14 protein-coding genes are annotated in these 16,669 nt (G+C 43.7%); 2 read left to right on the plus strand and 12 right to left on the minus strand.

Features of this window, described 5'->3' with window-relative positions; genetic code table 11:
- Positions 1–12: 12 nt before the first annotated feature.
- Both GB993_RS00260 and GB993_RS00265 read left to right on the plus strand, forming a co-directional pair.
- Positions 13–474, plus strand: coding sequence for an NUDIX hydrolase (locus GB993_RS00260; protein ID WP_161002599.1), 462 nt, complete (start codon positions 13–15; stop codon positions 472–474).
- 19 nt (positions 475–493) lie between these two features.
- Positions 494–1,168: a hypothetical protein gene (locus GB993_RS00265; protein WP_161002600.1), complete on the plus strand. Its 675-nt coding sequence runs from the start codon at positions 494–496 to the stop codon at positions 1,166–1,168.
- Positions 1,169–1,260: 92 nt separating this feature from the next.
- On the opposite strand, the gene GB993_RS00270 is transcribed toward GB993_RS00265, so the two are convergent.
- From GB993_RS00270 to GB993_RS00325, 12 genes are all read right to left on the minus strand, one after another.
- Positions 1,261–2,088, minus strand: a complete 828-nt coding sequence (locus GB993_RS00270) for a histidine phosphatase family protein (RefSeq protein WP_161002601.1) — start codon at positions 2,086–2,088, stop codon at positions 1,261–1,263.
- Between the two features lie 122 nt (positions 2,089–2,210).
- Positions 2,211–3,251 carry a zinc-dependent alcohol dehydrogenase family protein gene (locus GB993_RS00275; RefSeq protein ID WP_161002602.1) on the minus strand — a complete coding sequence of 347 codons (1,041 nt, stop codon included), beginning with the start codon at positions 3,249–3,251 and terminating at the stop codon, positions 2,211–2,213.
- 16 nt (positions 3,252–3,267) lie between these two features.
- Positions 3,268–3,873: an NAD(P)H-binding protein gene (locus GB993_RS00280; protein ID WP_161002603.1), complete on the minus strand. Its 606-nt coding sequence runs from the start codon at positions 3,871–3,873 to the stop codon at positions 3,268–3,270.
- A 69-nt stretch (positions 3,874–3,942) separates the two neighbouring features.
- Positions 3,943–5,277 carry an MFS transporter gene (locus tag GB993_RS00285; protein ID WP_161002604.1) on the minus strand — a complete coding sequence of 445 codons (1,335 nt, stop codon included), beginning with the start codon at positions 5,275–5,277 and terminating at the stop codon, positions 3,943–3,945.
- 161 nt (positions 5,278–5,438) lie between these two features.
- The gene (locus GB993_RS00290; protein WP_161002605.1) at positions 5,439–5,852 is read right to left on the minus strand and encodes a MerR family transcriptional regulator; all 414 of its coding nucleotides are present in this window, start codon (positions 5,850–5,852) and stop codon (positions 5,439–5,441) included.
- 108 nt (positions 5,853–5,960) lie between these two features.
- The gene (locus GB993_RS00295; RefSeq protein ID WP_161002606.1) at positions 5,961–7,280 is read right to left on the minus strand and encodes a HEPN domain-containing protein; all 1,320 of its coding nucleotides are present in this window, start codon (positions 7,278–7,280) and stop codon (positions 5,961–5,963) included.
- Positions 7,273–8,151, minus strand: coding sequence for a proline iminopeptidase (pepI, locus tag GB993_RS00300; RefSeq protein ID WP_161002607.1), 879 nt, complete (start codon positions 8,149–8,151; stop codon positions 7,273–7,275). The genes GB993_RS00295 and pepI overlap by 8 nt, the downstream gene beginning before the upstream one ends.
- Before the next feature lie 376 nt (positions 8,152–8,527).
- Positions 8,528–9,538 (minus strand): WxLIP family cell surface protein, encoded by a 1,011-nt coding sequence (locus GB993_RS00305; RefSeq protein ID WP_161002608.1) that lies wholly within the window; start codon positions 9,536–9,538, stop codon positions 8,528–8,530.
- A gap of 41 nt (positions 9,539–9,579) precedes the next feature.
- A complete protein-coding gene (locus GB993_RS00310) occupies positions 9,580–10,308 on the minus strand; it encodes a WxL domain-containing protein (RefSeq protein ID WP_161002609.1) in 729 nt (242 codons plus the stop codon).
- 111 nt (positions 10,309–10,419) lie between these two features.
- A complete protein-coding gene (locus GB993_RS00315) occupies positions 10,420–12,912 on the minus strand; it encodes a pectate lyase-like adhesive domain-containing protein (RefSeq protein ID WP_161002610.1) in 2,493 nt (830 codons plus the stop codon).
- 516 nt (positions 12,913–13,428) lie between these two features.
- Positions 13,429–14,961, minus strand: coding sequence for a glycosyltransferase (locus GB993_RS00320; RefSeq protein WP_161002611.1), 1,533 nt, complete (start codon positions 14,959–14,961; stop codon positions 13,429–13,431).
- The gene (locus tag GB993_RS00325; RefSeq protein WP_161002612.1) at positions 14,958–16,538 is read right to left on the minus strand and encodes a glycosyltransferase; all 1,581 of its coding nucleotides are present in this window, start codon (positions 16,536–16,538) and stop codon (positions 14,958–14,960) included. The genes GB993_RS00320 and GB993_RS00325 overlap by 4 nt, the downstream gene beginning before the upstream one ends.
- Positions 16,539–16,669: the final 131 nt, after the last annotated feature.

A 16,669-nucleotide genomic window follows, 5' to 3' on the forward strand; every position in this document is an offset into this window, starting at 1 on the left:
GATGACGGTCTGATGCTTTTAAAAGATTACGCAAATATAGCTGATCCATCACAATATCCGGATGACCTATTTTCCAGTGCATTTGTCATTTGTCAATTTCAAGCACGTTACCTCATTGGCTTCAACAACTGGCGTTTGCAATGGGAAATTCCCGCTGGCAAACGTGAACCTAAAGACGCGCCCACTGAACCGGTTTTACAAACGGCAATCCGTGAATTACACGAAGAAACACATCAAACCGCACAAGATCTAATATTATGTGGCGTTGCCAGTATCTTCGATGAAACAAAAATGGAAACTCGAAAGCGGGCCGTTTTTACCGGCAAAATTTTGCGGCCAACGCCCTTTATTTTTCACAAAGGTGACGAAATGGATAAAATCCAGTTTGTGCCCAGCCAAGACCTGAATACAATCAATATTGATCCAGTCGACTTGGCAATTGTGCGACAGTTTGAAAAACACGTTAACTTCTAATGAAGGGACCAATTGCAACATGGTTAAACAAGGTAAATACGCCGGCAGCAGTCGACAAAAACAACTTCGTAATTTACGACAACGAATTAGCAATAAAGGCCAACACACGATTGCCGAGGCTGATTTAGTCGACTTTTTACTCGTCCGCTGGCACCTAACTCAGCATAATCAGACGCAGTTGGTTGAACAAACCACGCAGCACTTCTTACGCACTTGGCTCGAACAGGCTCAACAAACTAACACGTCTGTTTGGAACATTGCGACAATTACAACCAATACTTTGAAAGCTTTCGCCATTCAGGTGCCATGGCAATTCTACGCAATCATTAATCACGAATGGTCACATCTGCAGCACTTTTTAACCAAAGAAGTGCCTGCAGTACCGCTTGCAGATCAACATCTTACAGACAATCAACTAACTCCAAATGATTGGCATACATCGCTTAGCACACAACTGACAGTCAACAGTTTCTTGTTGATGTTTAAGGGGAATCAACAGCTGTTAAGCAATGTATCCAATCAACAAATTGATCAATTGCGTCACAGTTTCCAGACTGAGCAGGGTCTGGATTGGCGAGCCGTCGCCACTGTTTTTCAGCCGCTCGCGTACACTATTCCAGCTGATGCAGACGAAGACAGTGTTCAATGGCTGACGGAGCTAGACTCGCTTACTCCTGATGCTTTACAAAAGTGAACTGAACTCAAAAAAGCTCTGCTAGACTACCAATGTTTGGTCGCCTATGCAGGGCTTTTCGCGGTTTCTAAATTTGTTTCATTATGTGAAAATTACTTGCTGGCTTTTGCGCCTTTATCAACGTAGCTTAATGTTCCAATTGGACCAGATACTTGGAGCTTACCATTCTTGTAAACAAGCTTAGTAACGGCGGCATTCTTTAATGGCTTACCCTCATACTTTTTACTCATTGTGGACAGGTATTCGTTGATGGACATTCCTGAACTAACGACCAGAACATTACCGCCACCGTCTTTTGAAGTCGTCTTCGCAATGTGATTAAGTTCCGTCGTCATCCGTTGCTGAACTTCTTTAGCACTTTCGGCGCGGTCGGCCTTGACTAATTTAGTATCCTGACTGTTTTGTGTGTCAAGCTTGTGGTAAGCGTCCTGCAGCTGATTCCAGTAGTCCTTACCCGTTTTCTGCATGAACTCATCGCCAGTCTTGTAGCCATATACACCGGCAATCTTGTTATTATCGGCAGCGATACTGTCACCTTCAAAACTACCGTAGCCGCCTTCGCGCAAATCTTTATTCTGACTAACAGAGACATGCTTATTGCCTGAGTACTTCAGTACTTCCTGCGCCGTCACTGTTTGACGGGTTAAGTCCCCAGTGTAAGCTGCCTTGAACTTAGTATTTTTCAGACCACGACCTAAATCATCGGCTACTTTAATCCCGTTCGTAGTCAGTGGAAAGTTGCTCCAACCCTGGACGCGCATCATAACATTTGCAGTCGTTTCTCCGTGACGAGTTAAGTAAATGGTCACCGGTTTTGTGCTAGCAGCCGTAGCCGGTTCACTAGTAACGTTGGCAATTCCAAACGTCCCTAAAGCTGTAATCGTACCTAGAATAAGTGCAAATTTCTTCTTAAATGACATGTAAAAATCTCCTCAATTAAGTATTATAGAAACCGCTTACATAAGCATATCAAATAAAATCGGCGAGTTCTTCGTTTATTAGAGAACTCGCCGATTTTATTAGGAAATGTTCATAAAGTAAATTATTGACTCACTATGAGTAACGACTTGATGGCTTCACGCTTGTCCATTGCGGCATATGCGTCCGCAATGTGGTCCAAGTCGAACCGCTTAGTAAACACCTGGCCTGGATGAATTTCACCCTTTAACACTGCGTCCAAGAGAATGTTCCGGTCATCAGTCGTCACTGAAGCAATCCCACCACGGAGACCAATGTTTTTCCAGAATAGGTTATTGGTGTTCATATCCGCTTTTTGAGGCACACCAACACGACCAACAACGGCTCCTGGACGGGCGACTTGAACTGCTGTGTCAACTGATTGTTCAGTACCCACACATTCCAAAACGGCGTCTGCTCCAGCACCATCTGTCAGGGCCATCACGGCCTTCACTGCGTCATCCCCACGCTCTGCAACGATATTTGTTGCACCAAACTCCTTGGCCAATTTTTGACGATCTTCATAACGACTCATCGCAATTATCCGTTTGGCACCGCGCAGCTTAGCAGCAATGACACCACACAGACCAACCGCACCGTCACCCATGACAACGACAGTATCATCCTTCTTAACCTCGGCAGAGGCCGCAGCGTGATAGCCTGTTGCCATAACGTCGGCCAATGTTAACAGATCGGTCAATTGGTCATCTGTATAATCTGATGGTTGTCCAGGCACCTTAACTAATGCCCAATTGGCATTCTTAAATCGTAAATATTCACCCTGATAGCCGACTACTTCGTCATCACTTGGCTTCAAGCAATCACCATCAAAGCCAGCCAAACAAGCCGCACAATGACCACAACCATGTGTGAACGGTGCAATGACAAAGTCACCAGGTTGGACGTCAGTTACCTCTGAGCCGACCTCCTCGACAATGCCGATGGCTTCATGCCCGACTGGCGTATTCTTTGGTCGGTCAGAAATGCCACGATACCACCACAAATCCGATCCACAAACGCAGGCACGAACGATCTTCAAAATAGCGTCAGTTGGCTGTTTAATTTCTGGCTTAGGTAAATCCTGTGCTTCAACTTTTCCTGGTTCTACAAACACTGCTGTTTTCATTGTTAAGGTCCTCCAATTATTTTCTGTTAATACCGAGGCTATCACGTGAACCAAGCGCAGAATCATGCGCGAGATGCATCACTAAGGCAGCAATGCTTTCACGTGAAACATCATGACCACCAAACGGTTCTCCTTTTTTCGTCACCTGATAGTCCGTATCGTGTCCGTTGTCAAACCAGCCTGGGCGAATAATCGTGTAGTTCAGATCAGATGCCTCAATAATGTCGGCAGCATCCCGATACGTTTGCAACATTGGGTTATGTTCAAGATTCCCACTCTCGCCAACGCTGGCTGGAATCTCATTGTAGATTCCCATCGACGTAATGAATAATAAGCGATCAACGTTAGCGCGATCCATCGCTGACACAATTGCCGTTGCCATTTCTGGTAGATTGCCACTTAAAGCAGCGAATACAACATCCTGATTTTGAAGTGCATCGTTCAAGCTTTGAATGTCAGTGACATTTCCTTGAATTGCTCGCTCCCGTTTGCTGTTCAGTTTGCCTAATCGGGTTATGTTTCGCGCCATTAAGGTTAACTGATCATCCGTGTGTTCCAAGAAATATTGACGGGTCACCTGACCAATTGAGCCAGTGGCGCCGATAATAAGTACGTTTGCCAATTAATTTACCTCCTGTTTCACGTGTAACAATAGTTACTTTACAACTTTACAGTAACTTGAAGGCAACACTTATTTTTGTTTTTCTGGCAAAATCAAGAAAATGGCTGCCAACAACGAAATCAGTAATAAACCTGCGCCGATTAAAATAGCATAGTGAAAGCCTATTACCTGATTTTTAAACAGACCTTGAACGCTAACCAAAATTGATAATCCCACGGATCCGCCAATCTGATGCATCACGTTGACAACACCGGACGCCGCACCCGCATCCCTTACATCAGTGTGAGCCACACCTGCAGCAGTAAACGGACTGAGCGAAAGTCCTTGCCCAATGCCAATTGCAATCATCGGTAGGGCGATGCCGAGCCAGTAGCCAGTGTTAACCGTAAAGAAGCTCATCCATGTCATCCCAATAAACGTTAAAAATATGCCGATTGTTAACAAGCGCCCGTTACCAAACTTCGCCGTTAAACGCGCTACCTGTAAAGCCACAATAAAGTTAACAATCGTCAATGGAAAGAAAGCAACACCAGCCATTAACGCGCTAAAACCTAATTGTCTTTGCATCAGTTGTGGTGTGATAAACCAAAAGCCAAGCATTGAGCCCAAATATAAGAAACGTCCTAAGTACGCGCCAATGCGTTCACGATTCTTAAACAACCGTAACGGCATGATCGGTTGACTTGTCCGATACTCTTGGTAAACAAAAATTACCAACAGCGCAATTGCCAGTATGAACGCAGATAACTTGCCCCAAGTACCAACAATGCTGTACACCAATGCGCTCATTCCAAATAAAGAACTTAATGTGCCAAGCCAATCTAGATTTCCAGACCGGCCAGCAGCCTTCTGTAAATGACGCACAGATAAGTAGTACATCCACATACTGATAGGCACGTTGATGAAAAATCCAACACGCCATGTCAGCAAGCTTGCAAACACACCGCCAATAACTAAGCTAACACTCGCACCAATTCCGGCCATAGCACCATAATACGCAATGGCACGTACACGTGCAGGTCCTTCATAAGTATCCATCAAAATAGCCAAGGTCGTCGGTGCAAGAATGGCCGAGCCAATTCCTTGAAAGGCTCTGGAAGCGATAATCATCGGTGCATTAACTGATAATCCAACAAGTAGCGAACCTATTCCAAAGATAACCAGACCAATTTGAAATACACGGCGCCGGCCAAACAGATCCCCTGCCCGACCGCCAAGCAGCAGAAATCCACCAAACGTTAACGAGTAGGCGCTACTGACCCAAGATAAAGTTTGCTGATTTAACTGTAAATCTTGAGCAATTTTAACAGTTCCCGTAAAAATAATTGAATTATCAAGCAAAATCATAAAATAACTCATCAAAATAACTAATAGTATCCAATCGAATCTTTTCTTCGTTGCCATGTTGTCCTCCTGTTGTTATGCAATGTTTGAAAGCTTAGACCTTCAACTGCACTTCAACGCAACAAGAAAATTTTCTTTTTTCGGCGAATCGCCATGCAATGTATAAAAAAACTGTTAACCATAATGTCCTCATCAGACATCATCGTTAACAGCTTTCATTTCTATTGATTTGCTTTTTTCTCCGCGTGCTGTCGTTCCAGCTCACGAAGCTCTTCTTCAGTCGTTTCCATATGATCATAGAAATGATTGAGTTTGTAATTCAAGTGATCGATAGCAGACTGCAAATCATCGCGCTTTTCTTCCATCACAGCGAGTTGTTCCTGCAGAATAGCCTTCTGCTCTTTCGTATTATCTTCTTGCGCATCGAATAACTGGATGTAACGTCGCAAATTTTCAATACTCATGCCGGCAGCTCGCATTTGCGTCACAAACTTAATGCGACGGATGATCCGATCATCAATATCACGATTGCCAACCTCTGTTCGGTCAATTTCTGGAATCAGCGATTCTTTTTCATAATACCGAATAGCTGCCGATGATACGCCTGTTTTTTCACTAGCTTCTTTAATATTCATTGCGTTTTCTCCTTGTGGATCATAGTAGCACAATGGCCTAAATAACCGGCCAGTCTCATTGATGTATTCACAATAGACCTTAATGTGTACTTGAAGGCAAGGGAAACATTAGAAATGAAGTTCGTTATTGAAAAATCGTGTATGAAATATCTCTGCAATGTCTGCACCAACACTCTGTAAAGATCTCTTTGAAAATCCAATCTCTGACAAAAGAAAGTATCGAACACTTAATTGTAAAATTCTTGTTGCAATTATTAGCTTCTCATCTTTATAAATACCTGGTCTAACTTTTCCATGTGTCAAATACACTCTTGTGTTGACTAAACTTTTAATAAAATCATCTTCACTGTCAATACTCTTTTGTAAAACATCTCTATTTAAAATTTCATTTGGCACTCTCTTAAAAAGAAATGTTAGCTTGTCTCGTAAACAAGCATCACGGTTACGGAAAAATGACTCAATACCTTCCGTTAAATTGATTAAAGTGTTTTCAATAATACTTTCCTGCGTAACTGTCAAAATATAATCATCGGCCAGTAACTTTAATTCGCTAGACATATCAAACCATTTAGTCAAACTATTAGGTAATTCATCTTCAACATCATTATATCTGGGCGTGATTCTAAGGTCACTTTCTCTCTCTACACTTCTTATGGGATAAGTTTGATTGAACAACACATTTGCTTTCAAACCGTTTGACAAATTGCCCTGTAAATATTTAGCACTAATAGTCTCACCAAGTAAAACAGTAAAAAATTTCGCAGTTTCATTAACTATTTTGGTCGATTGCAGCATCGATACCGCATTAGAATTAGGTTCAATTATTAATCCTGTTTCATTTTTTATATTAACTTTTAGAAGTTCACGGGGGTAATTAATTGTGCCAGATTCGTCCAAACTAACACTGAAATTGCCTCCATCAAAGGCGAAACTAGTTAAAAGTTTTCGCTCAGGTTTCTTGACTTCAAAAATTTGTTTACCGCTCTTTGGTTCTTTTTTGATGGTCAACATGTTGTTTGGCAGCCACACATTTAAATCGGTTAAAGAAAATCTAAAAAAAGATAAATACTGGCGCTGAGTAACCTTGTTGAAATTTCCATTTGTAATAAGCATATCTGATACTTGGTATCTCTCTGAGATTAATCCAGGTATAGAATTTGTATTGCCAATCATGCTCACCGTGGATAAAACAATATTTTCGCCGGTTTGGGCAAAGCCAAATACTGATTCATAATCCTCAAAGTTGAGTACATCTATCGCCGATGTCTCACTAACATTTAGCGTTCCAAAAACTTCGAGAAGTATATTTCCAGAGTCATAATGAAGTTTTCCCGGAATCCAATTTTCTGGATTAATTTCCTTTTTAACAGACCAAATTCCTTGGAATTCAAAGCGATCAAACATATTTTCATTAATTAATTTAGTCATTTTCCTTCAACCACTTATCCAGCACACTGATAAACTCATCATGCTGATCCAACAAAGCCAAGTGACGGCTGTTGGCAAACAAGTGCCACTTAGCGCCTGGAATGTGATCGTAAACAGACTTAGCAATTAATGGTGTACATAGATCATCCGTCCCATTAGTAACCAATACAGGCACATGAATGTTCTTCAGATCATCGGTTACATCGTAGTCACTGATGGTCCCGTTCTCAGTAAATTCGTTTGGTCCCTCAGCGATTAGGCTGGCACGTTTACCATTCGTTTCACGACGCAGTGGTTCTGGTGAATTTTCATCCGGATCATCCCAGCAATAGCGCTCCATGTAACGGTCGTTAGCAGCCAAGTACTTAGGACCGGAGAAGTCCCCTGTGCGCTCAGCCTCGGCAATTGCCTCGCGATCCTCATGACTCAAATAAGAAATTAACCGGTGTTGCTCTTGCGTCCACAACTTGATAGAAGCAGGCGAACCATCGATCATGACACTCTTAACCCCCGTTTGGTCATAATGCGTGAGGTAAAGCATTTCAAGCATGCCACCCCAAGATTGACCCAACATGTGAATTTCATCCAGGTGTAAGTACTTACGGAGCGCGATTAATTCCTCAGCCCACGTTTCCTTCACATAAACGGATTCGTCCTCAGGCAATGATGACTTCCCACAACCAACTTGGTCATACATAATCAACTGACGGCCTGTTTCTGCGTAGTCATCCAGCAATTCAAAGTAGTTATGCGATGAACCAGGACCGCCGTGAATCAGCAATAATGGTGCCTTGCCCGGCGTCTTCTCACCGACAATTCGATAATATGTTTTATAACCGCGAAATGGCATGTAGCCTTCTTCAATCTTCATGAATCGCAACTTCCTTTATGTGTGAAATATGATGCTTATGTTGATTGTACGCCTTGCAACAGACATCGAAGCATCCTGAAATAATTATTTTTCAATCATCTTAGACAAATTAAAAACATGTTAGGCGAAATTATCATAACCCGCCTAACACGTTTTGAAATTCTAGATTATTTTCTTTTTTCTGTTAATTTTAACGTCCACTTCTAACTGTCAAGATATCTAGCAGCGTAAACGTTGGACCTAATAACGTAAACTCGCCACCATGAGAAGGATACGCATACCTATTTTAAACATTTTTCTAGCCGTTACGATCGTTGCCTCAAGAATTGTAGATGGGAAAAAGTATTAATTGTGTTCACATCCGTCTCAAATTAGCCTAGCGTTTACGTTTCATTTTGATAACCACCCAGCTCAGCACCCCGATGATGATAATCATCACGCTACCGACAGTCCAGTAAAGCATCGTGTGATCCGGTTTCAGCGTCACGTCTTGGTTATTGTATTTTTCGGCCTGCTTCTTAGTAATCGTGAATTCACGAACAAAATGCCACTTCTTCTTAACGGCAGTGACTGTTAAATCAAGCCGGTAGCGCCCTGGTTTAAATCGTTCCCCGTTCAAACGGATCGGGTAATCCATGATCGAGTTTGGTGCAAACTGAACGTGATCCTTTGTCGACTTATACAACGTCCGTTTGCTCGTTGTTTGAACCTTTGCCACGATTTTTGCCTGGCTTAAGTAACGTTTTTTTACATTGCGCAATTGAGCTGTGACCAGATTACGACCCGCTTCAGATTTAGCTTTTACATCCCCCAGTTTTAACATTGGTGTTAATTTTTGCCGACCTTGATGAAGGACCATTCCCACCACGTACTGATAATTATTCGTGACGGAAATTCCTTTCGAGGTCTTTTTCTTGTCGGGCGCTACTTTTTTAAACGAAATTCCGCCGGCAATCACACCGTTAAACTTTTGTTTAGGTGCATCGATTTCAAAAATCGCCATCTTCGAACTTTTGGGCGCCAAACTGAGCTGCTTTGGGGCAGTCGTCACAACATCCGTTAACGGTATCGTCAGCGTTTTGTCGGACTTAAATCGTGACTTGCTATACTCGACAACGCCGTTTGGATTCGTCTTCGCCACGTTCACATTTGTGTTGATCTTAATGCGTTTGTCAGACGTATTGGTAACCTTCACCATGACACTTTCTTTTTGACCCGGCTTCACGTTTAAATCAAAATACGTTTTCGATTGATCCCGTTGTAATGACGACTTTTGTGGCTCCACGCTGAAATCCATGCTTTGTGCATGAGCCACTTGACTATGTAGCAGGAGGCCAACCACCCCACAAAGCATCACTATAATTGTCGTTAATGTTTTCTTGGTCATGTTGAACCCTCCTGTGTTTCGCATATTTGAAACATTTAAAACTAAACGGCTTCATCTGGTGTATCTTCTAGTGTCCAAGTCAATGTTCCATTGTAGGTGCCCGCACGAGCGGCACCAGCTGGAACTACTAGCTGAACACCAGTTGTTTCTTCTTGTTCAGTACCAGTCACTTCACCGCCAAAACGATGGATGGTCGTTCCTGTTCCCTTACCCGTTGGCGCGTTTAATAATTTCACATTCGCGCCATCATCAAGAACCGTCACATTGCCGCCAACCATAGTTGGTTCCTGGCCAGATTCAGTGCCTAATACGGATCGATCATTGAATAGAATCTTAGTACCGGTCATTTGATGCTCCTCGCCGTTCTTAAAGGGCAGGCTCTGCTTGACTGCTAATTGCCATCCAAGTCCGCCACCCCGTTTGTCGGTGACCTGAACGAAGTTGGAACGTTTGACTGAACCTTCAATACCGTCGATTTGAACTGTATCTGTTTTGGCATTGAATGTTTGTTCCTGCGTATTGGATGTCGTCCGTTGACCGAAATCTAGTTTGGACGCGTAATCAATGGTCAATGAACCACTCTGATTAGTCGTCCCGGATCCTGTCAGCTCAGTTGCTGCGTCGTTAGGATCTAATGGTGTCGTAACGGTACTTGGATCTGTAAACGAAACCGTCGCTGTAGAATCCCATGACGCGGCCATGACCGGTGTCGCCAACCCCAACGTCAGTAATGATGTCGCAATAATGGTCGTTAGTTTGCTCATTTTCATGATTTTTACCTCACTTTTTTATCTGCAAAGGGACGGCCATCGTTCATTGTTATCGGCCCGAATTGGTGGCAAACGGACGTGGTGCAAACACTTCATTTTATTCATGTGTCATCACCCCTCCGTTTCGTCTGGTACATCGTTCAGGTTCCAAGTGATTTCGCCATTGTAAGTACCTGCCTTGGCCTCTGAGGGAGAAACTTGGAGCATGAGTCCCTCTTCGCTATTCCATTGATTAGAAACGACATACGGATCATTGTCAGGATTACGTGCTGTTTCAATCTCAATGGCTGCATGACTTACCGGCAGTAGTTCACCATTCTTTTTATACTTAATTGCGTCCGGCAACACATCACCAGTCGTATTTGTTAACGCCTGCGTCAGTGTCAACGTTAACGACCACTGTTTGGTTACATAACGTTGATCGGTCACACTCAACGGCTGATCCCAACTTACTAACGGAAACAGTTGATCGGCTTGCCGCACAATCAGATCACGACCAAAATTCAAATTTTTGGGGACACTGGATAATTGCAGTGTCCCGGGCGGATTGTAAGCCGCCATTCGGTGCAACGTTTTGCCCCTGACGGCAGTTGCCATCGCTTCCGGATCACTGGTGACCGTGCTACCAGCAAATTTTCCCCACTCAATTCCTTCAAACGACTGTGTTGGATCACCGCTGACTGCAGTGGTATCCCAATATGCAAACGGCGAATTCGATAAGGTTAAGCTGGAATTAGCATTCAGATTCAATGCCCGAGAATTTGTGCCAGTCCCAGTGTTTTGTAAATCGAATGCAGCCGGATTCTCAATGACAGCTGTTGTCGTACCCGTGCCTAAGTCTACGGTTGCTGTAGCCGCACTATTGTTTCGCGCAGTCAATGATCCTCGGGAAGCAACGGTAATATTATTGTTTCCCCCTGAGGAACGAATAGCCGCAATTGACCGATTATCGGTATCTAAATTCATTTGAGCATACTTACCAATCGTTAACGAGGCATTGTCATTGGCGATTTGAAAATAAACATTATTCCCAGGCCACTCTGCATTAAACTTTGTCCCATTTCCTAACGTAATGTTGTTGTAGTACAGATAAACAATTGGATAACCTTGCGTCCCGTTAGTCCCAGTCAAATTCAGCGTACAGTTTTGACCAGTTGTGAATTCGCGACTCTCACCGGTCTGACCTTCAGACGGTCGCAAATCATAATAAAACATCGAATAGTTCGTATTGTTGACGTTCCCGGTGTAGACCGTATTGTCTGCCATTTTCACGCTCCCGGTATAAACATTTTCTGCCCGCGTATCTATGTTGCAGGTTCCTGAAAACGTGATGTCTGAATACGTTGCAATGGCCAGTCGATTAACCGTTGTAGCCGTGCTAATATTGCTGAATTCAAAGTGCCATTGACCTCGAGCAGCGCCACTATATGTGACGAAAGCTGCGGCCGTGTTTGCCACCTGAATATCATGCACGTTCAGTGTCGGATTGCCTGAAACCGGCACACCATAACGTAAGGCGCCACTGCCGATGTTTAGGGTATGTTGCTGCCCATCGATTTCCAAGCTCCGGGTGATTGGATTAGCAGATATTGAAGTGGCAGAAATGTTATTCTTCAAAAAAATCTTGGTTACGGATGGCTCGTTAATCGCAGTCTGTAATTCAGAAATATTGCTAACCTCACGTTCTGTCTCGCCAAGTTTTGTGTCTTCCTCTACCCGGGAAGTTTGCGTGCTTTCTGGTCGTGAACCACTTTTTCCGTCAGTCTTGCTAGACTCATTAGCTGACTGTGAATTAATTGAATTGGTTTCACGTGAAACGGTCGTGTCACTTTCCAAATGTTTTGAACTAGCCTTGCTGCCTTCACTAACATCACTGTTAACATCCAGATCATTTGATTCACGACCGCTTTCACTGGATTGACTACTCTCACTCATTGAAGACACCGAACTACTATCTGAGGATTCACTTTCACTGGCCGATTCTTCAGCAGCAGGATCAATCGTTTCAATCAGCGACACTTGTTCAGTGGGCAGATTACTGAGTTTGGTTACCTTTTCCGTGTCCACATGTTCAAACGTCAACAACCAGCCAAGTTCGCCATCTTGAGCAGTTACAAACGAACCACTTCGGTCGTTGTTAATGCTCAAATTTCGAAAAGTTAGTCGTGTGTTATCACCTGATTTACCCAATGGAAGTGCACCCTCAGTTAAAGTTAACTGATGTTGCTTTCCGTTAATCACGAGCGAAGTTGTTCGTGCAGCTAACTGACGCCCATCGCCACTAATGTCCGTGGCTAATGTAATCTCTTGAACATCGGCATTTTCATAGGCAGCTTTGAATTCAGCAAACGTATGAACGGTCGGCTTAACCTCAATAGCATCAGTTTTATCGGCTGATGAACTATCCGTAACCGCGGTTATCTTATTTGTCATAGAATCACTGGCCACTGAAGCACCAATTGAATTAGCCGTCTGCGAGTCATCTCGGGAAGACTGTTGTGCATTCTCTACTGATTCATTAGCCTGCGCCATCATCTGCGGGCCAATTTGACTAGCGCCAATAACCCAAAACGCAATCATAAACAAAGTAAACAATCGTTTCATCGGCAAATCTCCGTTAATGCTGATTTTTTCACAATATATCAATTAGCATTTTTGAATTCAAATCATAACTCTTTGATTATCGATAAAAGATGCGAAATTTGTCATCAATAAGGGCTCTTCGCAGCAAAAAACGGATCAAATATGAATTAACATATTTGATCCGTTTTTGTGATTTAAATTTTGTGTTTTACTACTCAGTTCATCAAAACTGACAACATTAAATTATCTAGTGATCTCAGATGAATCTTGCCGCTTATATCAGCTGAAGGGCGGCAACATTGATACCGAGCCGTGAAGGTGTTGTTAATCCGAATGGCGCTCTCGGATTTACAACACGGACAGTCGCAAAGACTCGCGGTCTTCACGAGGCTTGGCGGCGAGGTGATAGACGGCGCACTTCCGGCTTGAACCGGTCCCACGGCGAGCGTGTCAATTTTGCCAACCGCAGGCGACATCCAGCGTCTCTATCCTAAATGTTGATAATAATAACACCCAGCGCATCACTACTACTAACAACTAGTGTTTAATGTGCAATGCCCGCTTCCATTTGGCAAACACGATTGATTCCGTACGCGGTGTAATGCTGTCGTATGCGTTACGGCTCATCGCTTCCCAAACTTGGTCATCTTTCATGACCCGTTGGATGGCGTTTGCTAAACCGACGACATCGTTATCCGCTACAAGGTAACCGTTCTTACCCTCATCAATCATATCTGACGGACCATAATGCACGTTATAAACGACAGATGGAACCCCATGCGCCAAAGCTTCTGCCAGTGCCAATGGTTCGTTGTCACTTTCTGTGGCGTTAACGTAAACCTGTGCGCCATCGTAAGCTTCGTCCAAATCTGGATGATAACCTTTCAACGTGACACTGTCCGTTAACTCAGCCTTCTTGATTTGTTCAGTAAGTGGCTTCTCTTGGTCACCATAACCGTAAATATCCAGGGTTGCGTCAGCGATGTGCTTCTTCACCGTTACAAACGCTTTGACGACGTCTTCCGTATGACGTTCCTTAGTTAACCGCCCAACGACAATCACTTTGTGAGCTGTCCGTTGAGGCAAACGAACACGTTTAGCATGTGCCTGTTCATCATTGACCACACTGAATGGCACAACGCTGATAGGTGCCTTAACTTGCGCCTCACCGCCCATCCACCGCGTCAAATCAGCCTTTTGCTCATCAGTTGCGACAATAATACCGGAGAGCTTATCAATTTGGTTAACGATCGGATTGGCGTAGATACCAGACAAGTTAGCGTAGACCTGATCTTTAGGATCAATAGTATGTGTCGTCGGCAGTGTAATAAACCGGCCGACCTTGGTTGTCATGCTTAACATTGCATCGTAAGCCGCACCCGGACGGTCAGCAACAAACGTCGAGCCTTCACCATCGCGACGGTTTAATTCGTCGAGGAAGAAAGTGAACAACTCATCATAGCTATCAAAGAACAGGTCCTGTCCTTTGTAATCTAATAATTGGAGTAACGACAGGAAGTTGTGCCCATCTTTGTCGTGACTGAAGTATTCCTCAATCACCCGTTTGCCATCTGGTGCGTAGGTAACCTGACTGATAAGTTCACCTGCATCACTAAAGAACTGATCACGTGTTTTAAAACCACGGAAGTCCCACAATTCTGTTTGAACCTTTTTGCCAGTACGGTCAAACGCATCAACGCTGTATAACTGACCAATGGTGCCGGGCGCGAAATGAACATTCATGACTAACTTATCGCCATCATAAACGTGACTGACATCAGCCCCAGGATCCACATTATAATCAGCCGCTAAGTTCAACGATTCAATCTTTGGCTCGTTCTTGCCAACTGGCTTTAGATCTTCAATGCCCTGGAAATAGTCATACATATTAACAATCTGATCATCTTCGATGCCAAACCGTTGCTTGTTGGCATACAACATTTGATCAAAGTTCCGCGTCACCAACTTGGCAGAGGCGCCTTGATGTTTAAACAATTGTAGCCGCTTGATTTCGGCATGTTCAATCCCAGAATTCAAGGCCATCAGATATTCATTTACGAAATAAATCATTTGTTGGCCTCCTGTTGTTTGTCCGCCTGTGTTCTTGAGTCAGCTGCAGCAAACGCCTTAACATCGTCTAAAACTGGCCGCCATTTGTCCCACACAGCATCTTCTGAGAAACGTTTAGCATCCTCGTAGGCATTTTCACTGAACTTTTGCATTAGCCGGTCGTCTTTAAGTAACTTCGTGATGGCATCCGCCAAAGCATCGACGTTATCCAATTCAACCAAGTAACCATCGCGATCATTTTCAATGATTCCCTGAGGACCATACTTTGCGTCATACGACACTGTTGGCACACCATGAGACTGTGCTTCCAATAGAGCCAATGAAAATCCTTCAGCTCGTGACGCCAGCACGTTAATTTGTGCACCATCGTAAACCTTACCAACATCCAAGGTGTAATCGTGGAAAGTAACTAAATCGCCAAGCTTTTTATCAGCAACGATCTTATTCAATCGTTCGCCTTCCTTACCGTTTGCGTATCCCCAGAAATCTAGGCGCGCTGCTGGCACTTTAGCATGAACCTTTTCATAGGCTTCGATTACTTTATCTTGCTGCTTTTCGGGAGAAAGACGAGCCACCATGATGATTTGTCCTGGCGTCCGGTCCGACCATTTAACGTGAGGCGCATTTAGAACATCGTTGTCCACAATCCCAACTGGCAACTCGAAGACTGGTGTTTGATCGCCCCAACGATTAATAAAGTCCGTCCGTTGTTGTGGCGTTGGTGCCGCCACACCTTGCCACTGGTCCAAATTCTTAATTGCATACTCGTAGTTATAGTTCAGAGTCGCCGTCATGATCTTTTCAGGATCATTCAAATGATTTGAGTGAAGGTGCATCATCTTAAAGGCCCGTGTCCGCATGTTAAGCACAGACCAAGCCAATTCAAACGTCCGGTCAACAACAAATACGTTATTTTCACCGTTACGTTTGTTTAATTCATCAAGGAAGAAGCGCATCATCGCCTGCTCACCATTAAATGAGTAGTTCGTCCCGTGCCAATTCATGATCCGATACAGCGAGTTATCGTACTTACCTTCCTGATTTTTCATATGGAATGTTTGGTAAACCACTTTACCATCAGGATTAAAGACCTGCTCAGCATTAACCACGCCGTCTGCGTCATGCCACTGTTCTAGCGCCTTGAAACCACGAGAATCCCAGTATTCACTCTTTACCAGTTTGCCGTAACGATCAAACGTCCAAACTGTTTCAACTTCCTTATACTCAGGAGCGCGCATTTTAATTCGCTGAATAATTCGTTCAGAATTACGCACCATAAACCCGTGCTCATCTTGATCATTAACCAGCACTTGTAAATTTGGTTTCACGTGTAAATCGGCCAGTGTAAAAGACGTCTTTTTAAGGTCTTCTGTACCCTCGAAGAAGTCAAACAGATTGACCATGTCGCTATCCGCCAATCCAGCATGAGCCAACGTGTCGTGTAGCGTCAGTGAAAAGAAGCGCGTGACGATTTTTGCTGGTTCGCCGTGATCTTTAAACATCCCCAGCCGTTTCATTTCCGCGTGTTCAATTCCTGATTTTTTTTCGTTAAAACTTGCGTTGATAAAGTAATACATCCCATTACCTCACTTATCTGCACACCTATTTTTTAATCATACCAGAAGCTCACAAAAATAGGGCTCAGCATAATTGCTAAGTCCTATTTTAACGTACCTTGAGCCTGATGAACGACCTTTTCACGAGCTTA

The organism is Furfurilactobacillus milii (assembly GCF_009864005.1).
Lineage (GTDB): Bacteria > Bacillota > Bacilli > Lactobacillales > Lactobacillaceae > Furfurilactobacillus > Furfurilactobacillus rossiae_B.

Bases quoted from the DNA above. Each gene is read 5' to 3' on its own strand.
- pepI (WP_161002607.1), bottom strand. From the start codon at position 8,151: ATGAAGATTGAAGAAGGCTACATGCCATTTCGCGGTTATAAAACATAT.
- GB993_RS00295 (WP_161002606.1), bottom strand. From the start codon at position 7,280: ATGACTAAATTAATTAATGAAAATATGTTTGATCGCTTTGAATTCCAA.
- GB993_RS00260 (WP_161002599.1), top strand. From the start codon at position 13: ATGCTTTTAAAAGATTACGCAAATATAGCTGATCCATCACAATATCCG.
- GB993_RS00315 (WP_161002610.1), bottom strand. From the start codon at position 12,912: ATGAAACGATTGTTTACTTTGTTTATGATTGCGTTTTGGGTTATTGGC.
- GB993_RS00325 (WP_161002612.1), bottom strand. From the start codon at position 16,538: ATGTATTACTTTATCAACGCAAGTTTTAACGAAAAAAAATCAGGAATT.
- GB993_RS00310 (WP_161002609.1), bottom strand. From the start codon at position 10,308: ATGAAAATGAGCAAACTAACGACCATTATTGCGACATCATTACTGACG.
- GB993_RS00290 (WP_161002605.1), bottom strand. From the start codon at position 5,852: ATGAATATTAAAGAAGCTAGTGAAAAAACAGGCGTATCATCGGCAGCT.
- GB993_RS00305 (WP_161002608.1), bottom strand. From the start codon at position 9,538: ATGACCAAGAAAACATTAACGACAATTATAGTGATGCTTTGTGGGGTG.
- GB993_RS00265 (WP_161002600.1), top strand. From the start codon at position 494: ATGGTTAAACAAGGTAAATACGCCGGCAGCAGTCGACAAAAACAACTT.
- GB993_RS00270 (WP_161002601.1), bottom strand. From the start codon at position 2,088: ATGTCATTTAAGAAGAAATTTGCACTTATTCTAGGTACGATTACAGCT.
- GB993_RS00285 (WP_161002604.1), bottom strand. From the start codon at position 5,277: ATGGCAACGAAGAAAAGATTCGATTGGATACTATTAGTTATTTTGATG.
- GB993_RS00275 (WP_161002602.1), bottom strand. From the start codon at position 3,251: ATGAAAACAGCAGTGTTTGTAGAACCAGGAAAAGTTGAAGCACAGGAT.
- GB993_RS00320 (WP_161002611.1), bottom strand. From the start codon at position 14,961: ATGATTTATTTCGTAAATGAATATCTGATGGCCTTGAATTCTGGGATT.